The sequence below is a fragment of the Bacteroidia bacterium genome, assembly GCA_019695265.1.
Taxonomy (GTDB): domain Bacteria; phylum Bacteroidota; class Bacteroidia; order JAIBAJ01; family JAIBAJ01; genus JAIBAJ01.
In genome coordinates this window covers 1-6,240 of the sequence record JAIBAJ010000149.1, presented here as the reverse complement: position 1 = coordinate 6,240, position 6,240 = coordinate 1, and the positions used below count along the sequence as shown (strand labels likewise).

Below are 6,240 nucleotides of genomic sequence, written 5' to 3'. Positions count from 1 at the left end.
AAACTACTACGAAATTCGATTTCATGTAATCGGAAAACTGATTTCATACTCCTGTTATGTTATTGGCTGGTTTATGCCTTATTACTTTGCCGGACGACTTGAAAGTGGAAATGTTTGTGAGTATTTTAGGATGATGCATTATTTTCATGAATTAGGTATTACTGAGCATGACTCAATTTTGTATGAAATGGGTATGAAGGAAAAGGAGCATGAAGTGTATTTTCTGCAAAAAATTAAGAATAAGAAACTTCTACCTTTTTTTGAAAAAATATTCTCATGGGGGAATGTTAAAAGCTTGAATGATGTGGATTTGGAGCGTAAATATTCGGTTAGTGATTCGAATAAATACTGCAGGAAATAGTGTAAAATTTGACTATTAATAACCTTTTGGATGAAACAATACCTTGCCTATTTTTCAATAGTAGTTTTAGATTATGATGAGGCCATTGCTTTTTATACCAAAAAATTGGGTTTTCGCTTGGTTGAAGATACTGTTTTGACCGAAGAAAAGCGTTGGGTGGTATTAATGCCCCCCGGGGCAAAGGAAACCGGTATATTATTGGCCCGGGCTTCAAATGCTGAACAACAGGCCGTTATTGGTAAGCAAGCGGGAGGAAGGGTTTGGCTTTTTCTACATACCGACGATTTTTGGCGTGATTATACCCGTTACCAGGATCTAGGAATTGAGTTTGTCAGACAAGCTGTAGATGAGCCTCATGGAACAGTTGCAGTTTTTAAAGATTTGTATGGCAACTGTTGGGATTTGATTCAACCTAAAGTTAGGTGACGAAATTGGTTAGTTTTTATTCGTCAAATGGATATATTTGAAGTTTAATTACTCAGCTTAATTGGTATGATATCTTTAAAAACAGGTTTTCATTTATTTAAAAGGTTTAGATTATTACATTCTCTCTATGGTTTGTTGATATTGGGAGTTCTAAGTTTGGAGAGTTGTAAATCAGGTAAAACCATTCAGGTTGTTTGCGACTTAGGTCAATTGAATGAGTTTATTCTTGAGGTTAATCGCAATACAGTGGATAATCGAGATATGAGTAAATCTCAGATTGGACAACGTTTGCTAATTCATGGTCATGCTGAAAATAGGGGAGATCACTGGATATTAACTATGAATTATGACAGTATTTTACCAACTGGCCCAAAATCCTACCTGGATATTTTAACTCCTCAATTTAGGAATAGTATTACTAATTTACAAGGATTTTATCTGGAGTTTAAAATTGATGATTCCGATACACCTATTACTTTGATAAACTATGATGCATGTGTAAAGCAGCTAGATGATTTGAATTGGAAGCAGTTTTTTCTCCAGTTTCCGGATGCTGATTCGGCAGATTTTCTAAAGAACCTCCCCAAAATGAAGTTGGAATATTCTACTCCACAAGGTTTGATTGATTATAAATTTCCGGAATTGGCTTTGTTTTTTTCTAGTGTTGGAAATGATTTAACTGAAGGGCAAACCTTAGAAGGAAAGAGGCTGGTTTCTTCTGCACTTGGAGGGGAAATGTTACCGGTTAAATACGCCATTGAAATTACATCGTTAACTGAAGATACCATGCATTTTCAGGATTATTCCAAAGGGGAATCCAGTGAAATAAAACGAATAATTAAGAATCAAATTGGAGATTTGTCATACCGGGGAGAAGATGTTAACCAGCTTCCTCCTGTTAATTTGGAAATTAAAGCTCAATACCATTATAGCCTGAAAAGTGGTTTGGTTGGAAGAATGGAATTTGTGAAGGTTTTTGATTTTGGACCCATGCAAATCAAGCACTTAATTACATTAAAATTGAAGCCTTTGAAATGATGTAAGTTGCTAAAAGCATGAAAAATAGCTATGTAAGTTTTCTAGTAATTCTGCTGATAGTTTTCTTTTATCGTTCTGAAGCACAAAATCCGGGTCTAACTTTGTTCGAAACCAACTTACCAAAGCCTGTTGGTTTGGTAAACGATTTTGAGAATATTTTTACCGACTTAGAAGAATTTGTTTTGGATAGTGTTATTCGAGCCTTCAAAGATGAAACCCGAATGGAAATAGCCTTGGTAAGTTTGGATTCTTCCCATGTGCCAGTTCAGCGTTTCGATTCATTAGCCAATGTTTTAGGCAATTTATGGGGAGTGGGGGCGAAGGGTGATGATAATGGAGTGGTGGTTGCCATTTCGAAAAGTTGGAGGAAAATGAGGTTGGTTTATGGGGATGGAACAGCAAATATTATAAGTGAAGAGGATGGAACATTCTTGAATAATACTTACTTTATTCCGGAATTTAGGGCCGGAAATTTTTATCTGGGTACTATGAATGGATTAACCCAATTAATGGAACTTCTGAAGCAAAGAAGTCGTTGAATATAGTATGCGTACTATCAGGATTTTTTTCTTTTTACTCCTATCCCTAGATGGATTTAGTCAAAACAATCGTCCTATTGGAATTAATTTAGTTGGGGTAACCGATTGGTCAACTGAATTGGTTTTTACGGATGCCTTTCGCCAAAGTCGTTGGTGGATTTCTTCAAATGCAGATGGTAGTGGACCTTGGGATACCCAGTTAACGATTCCATTGAATGCACAAGGATATCCTTTGCAAATTCCATATTCTGATGGTATCCATTCTCCTCAAATAGTAAAGGCACTTATGTTATGGGATATTGGAGAGGCAGAACCATTGGGACAGTACCGATTAAAAGTGGAAGGTAGTGGGGAGGTTAGGCTTCAATTTGGTGCCAGTGGAACTTTTGCTTGTCCGGTAGATACCATGGTAGCAGTTACGGGGCCGGTATGTCTTCAAATTACCCAATCCAATGTAAATAATCCGATCAGCAACATTGATTTTGTATATCCACAGTATGTGAACACTTATCAGTCACAAACATTTACAAATGAATTATTAGATTTTGTGGCCGATTTTGAAACCATTCGATTTATGGATTGGGAAAGAACCAATGGTTCAACTGTGCAGGAATGGTCCGATCGAACACCTGTGGATTATTATTCACAAGCCATGAACACAGGGGTTGCTTGGGAGTACGTGATAGAATTAGCAAATCTTACACAAAAAAATGTATGGATCAATATTCCACACAAGGCGAGTGATTCTTACATTTCACAATTGGCTCAATTGCTGCATACCCAGTTAAATCCTAATCTGAAAATTTATCTGGAGTATAGCAATGAGGTGTGGAATAGCATTTTTTCGCAAAATTCGGATTGTGCTGCTATGGCAGCGGATTTGGGATTTACCGGGCAACCTTGGGAAAGGGCTTGGAAATACACCGCTAAGCGTTCAGCAGATGTGTTTTATTTGTTTGAAACTGAGTTTGGTGGCTCAACTAATTTGGTTAAACTTCTGCCTTCTCAGGCCGCAAATAGTTGGATTGCAGGGCAATTGGTTGGGTTTTTAAATGATACCTTGTATAATCCGCATCATGTGCAGGCAGACGCAATTGCTATTGCCCCCTATTTTGCCGGAAATGTTGCCAATGACATTGCCAATCAAAATGCTCAAGATACTATAACTGTTGAAACTATTTTGGGGTTAATGGCTGATGCTATTTCCTATAGTTCAATTTGGATGAACGATAATCAAGTTGTTGCAGATGCAAATGGTTTGGATTTGGTATGTTATGAAGGCGGTCAGCATTTAGTTGCTACTGGAAATTATCAAAATGATACAACACTCACTTCGAAGTTAATTGCAGCAAACCACCATCCTGCGCTGCAGGATATTTATTGTGATTATTTGGATACTTGGTATTCTAACCATCCAGGTTTGTTTTGTCAGTTTTCATCCCATGGTAATCCCTCTAAATATGGGTCGTGGGGTGTGAAAATAAATTATCAAGACACGTTAAATCCTAAATATTTAGCCTTGCAGAATTGCGTTTTTAGTTACAATTTAGGGGTTGGTTATCCTGAAAGTACTTCAAGAAAAAATTGGGTTCAAGTTTGTCCTAATCCTGGTAGTGAACGTATATTATTGAAAGGCTTTGTGAATTCTAAACGGGTTGAGTTGTACAATTCTGCCGGGGAGTTCCAGTATTCTATCCAAGGTCCGGAACTATCGGTGATTCACCTAAAACCCGGATTGTATTTTATCAGGCAAGATCAACGAATGGCTAAGTTTATTAAAGAATAGAAATGAAATTTGTAAAAACCACCTTAGTTCCGGTGCTTTTGGCCGGCATTTGGATAAGTATCTCTGAATTTGTAAGAAACCAGATTATTTTTCCTGATTATTGGGTTGAGCACTATTTTTCGTTGGGATTGGAATTTCCGGCTAAACCTATCAATGGAGCAGTTTGGGGAATATGGTCGATGCTTTTTTCTGTAGTATTATTTTTTATTTCTCGACGGTTTAGTTGGATTGAAACAGGATTGATTGGATGGTTATTTGGTTTTGCTATGATGTGGTTGGTTATTGGTAATTTAGGAGTACTTCCATTATCTTTGTTAAAATTCGCTGTTCCTTTAAGTGTTTTAGAAGCCTTTTTAGCAAGTTATATTCTACATTTATTTAAGAAAGAATCTCCAGTTTCTGGTGATTAGTGGGTAATTAAGAAATTGAATAAATATGTACATTTAATAAGGAGTCTACGGGTTCTAGGTTATTATTTTAATAAGCAAATAATAGGATGGACGTAAAATCTCAAATAGCTGATTATCTAAATGGACTCTCGGGCAACCAACAAGGTCAAATGAGACAATTGCATGGCTTCTTGTTGGAGTGGTTTCCCGGAGTAAGGTTGTGGTTTTCTGATGGAAGAAATGAAGATGGAAAGATAGTTTCCAATCCTAGCATTGGTTATGGGCATTATTGGCAAATATATGCCAATGGTAGTCGAAAGGAGTTATTTCAAATTGGAATTAGTTCGAATAAAACCGGTATATCAATCTATGTTTTGGGGATAAAAGACAAGCATTGGTTGAGTGAGAATTTTTCAAAGAGTATTGGAAAGGCAATAGTGACAGGATATTGCATAAAGTTTCGAATTCTTTCAGATATTAGCTTAGAGGTATTGAAAGTTGCGCTTCAAGAAGGAGTTCGAAAATCATCTACAGTATAAGGAAGGGTGTTTCCGATTTTAAGGAGATTAGGAGAGCGGGATGTATTTGTTAGGGTTTAAAATAATGCCCTTGAAATTTTTTTAAAAATAATTTAATCAAATTACTTGGTTTTCGATAGTATTGAGTGTTTGTCTTTAGATTGATTGATTTATATCATTTAAATTCATCGATTCATTAGGGGTATCTGCATTTTGTTTTAGGTTTTATGTCGATATACGGTTAATAATAAGCTGTTTATTTGATTTTGTAATTACATTTGAGCCAACTGCCTTCCATGCAGTTTTCTTCCAATTCAAATTAAACCCTATGAATTTGACTTCAAATTATTATTCACCTTCGGGTATAATACACATGGAGAAGTTGGTGAATACAGTTCAGCTACTTTCCTTGGCTCAAAATATTGAAGAGGTAATGCGTATTGTTCGAACCGTTGCTCGTGAGTTAACCGGAGCGGATGGAGCAACTTTTGTTTTAAGGGAGGATAATTTATGTTACTATGCTGATGAAGATGCCATTAGGCCATTGTGGAAAGGTAGCAAGTTTCCTATGCATTCCTGTTTAAGTGGATGGGTTATGTTGAATAGAAAGCCTGCGATTGTTCCGGATATCTTTTCGGATGATAGAATTCCTACATCGGTTTATGAGCCGACATTTGTGCGTAGTGTATTAATGGTTCCAATTAGAACCATCAAGCCATTAGGTGCTATCGGAAATTACTGGGCTTCAAAGCATGAGCCAACTCTGGAAGAGATAACCACCTTGCAATCGTTAGCAGATATTACAGCTGTTTCAATTGAAATAATTGATGTAAGAAATAATTTAGAGTTTAAGGTAGGAGAACGAACAAGAGAGTTAATGGAATCCTTGCAAAGGGAAAAGGAATTGAATAAATTGAAATCCAATTTTGTTGCCATGGCTTCACATGAGTTAAAAACGCCTTTGAGTACCATTTTGTCAAGCATTTCTCTTTCTGAAAGATATTTAGAAATTGGTGAGAAAGAGAAAAGGCAAAAGCATATAGACAGAATGAAATCCTCTATTCAAAATATGCGTGAAACCTTGGACGATTTTTTAATTGTTGAGAAATTGGAATCTGAGAAGAGTAGTTTAAAATGGGAGGAGTTTGAATTAATACCTTTTTTAGTGGAAATAAATTCCTGT

8 protein-coding genes are annotated in these 6,240 nt (G+C 36.3%); all 8 read left to right on the top strand.

The annotated features are described in order from the left end of the window. On the top strand, positions 1–361 hold a 361-nt coding region (locus tag K1X82_14355; GenBank protein MBX7183290.1), incomplete at its 5' end, for a hypothetical protein. Positions 362–391: 30 nt separating this feature from the next. Continuing rightward, positions 392–787, top strand: coding sequence for a VOC family protein (locus K1X82_14350; GenBank protein MBX7183289.1), 396 nt, complete (start codon positions 392–394; stop codon positions 785–787). A gap of 66 nt (positions 788–853) precedes the next feature. Continuing rightward, positions 854–1,825, top strand: coding sequence for a hypothetical protein (locus tag K1X82_14345; protein MBX7183288.1), 972 nt, complete (start codon positions 854–856; stop codon positions 1,823–1,825). 17 nt (positions 1,826–1,842) lie between these two features. Continuing rightward, positions 1,843–2,364 (top strand): TPM domain-containing protein, encoded by a 522-nt coding sequence (locus K1X82_14340; protein MBX7183287.1) that lies wholly within the window; start codon positions 1,843–1,845, stop codon positions 2,362–2,364. Positions 2,365–2,371: 7 nt separating this feature from the next. Then, on the top strand, positions 2,372–4,150 hold the full coding sequence (locus K1X82_14335) for a T9SS type A sorting domain-containing protein (protein ID MBX7183286.1): 1,779 nt from the start codon (positions 2,372–2,374) through the stop codon (positions 4,148–4,150). A 2-nt stretch (positions 4,151–4,152) separates the two neighbouring features. Continuing rightward, positions 4,153–4,560 carry a hypothetical protein gene (locus K1X82_14330; GenBank protein ID MBX7183285.1) on the top strand — a complete coding sequence of 136 codons (408 nt, stop codon included), beginning with the start codon at positions 4,153–4,155 and terminating at the stop codon, positions 4,558–4,560. An 86-nt stretch (positions 4,561–4,646) separates the two neighbouring features. Next, the gene (locus K1X82_14325) at positions 4,647–5,078 is read left to right on the top strand and encodes a DUF1801 domain-containing protein (GenBank protein ID MBX7183284.1); all 432 of its coding nucleotides are present in this window, start codon (positions 4,647–4,649) and stop codon (positions 5,076–5,078) included. A gap of 307 nt (positions 5,079–5,385) precedes the next feature. After that, positions 5,386–6,240 (top strand): GAF domain-containing protein (locus K1X82_14320; GenBank protein ID MBX7183283.1); only part of this gene is annotated, 855 nt, incomplete at its 3' end.

Coding starts and splice junctions, on each gene's coding strand:
- K1X82_14350 (MBX7183289.1), top strand. CDS start 392: ATGAAACAATACCTTGCCTATTTTTCAATAGTAGTTTTAGATTATGAT.
- K1X82_14345 (MBX7183288.1), top strand. CDS start 854: ATGATATCTTTAAAAACAGGTTTTCATTTATTTAAAAGGTTTAGATTA.
- K1X82_14340 (MBX7183287.1), top strand. CDS start 1,843: ATGAAAAATAGCTATGTAAGTTTTCTAGTAATTCTGCTGATAGTTTTC.
- K1X82_14335 (MBX7183286.1), top strand. CDS start 2,372: ATGCGTACTATCAGGATTTTTTTCTTTTTACTCCTATCCCTAGATGGA.
- K1X82_14330 (MBX7183285.1), top strand. CDS start 4,153: ATGAAATTTGTAAAAACCACCTTAGTTCCGGTGCTTTTGGCCGGCATT.
- K1X82_14325 (MBX7183284.1), top strand. CDS start 4,647: ATGGACGTAAAATCTCAAATAGCTGATTATCTAAATGGACTCTCGGGC.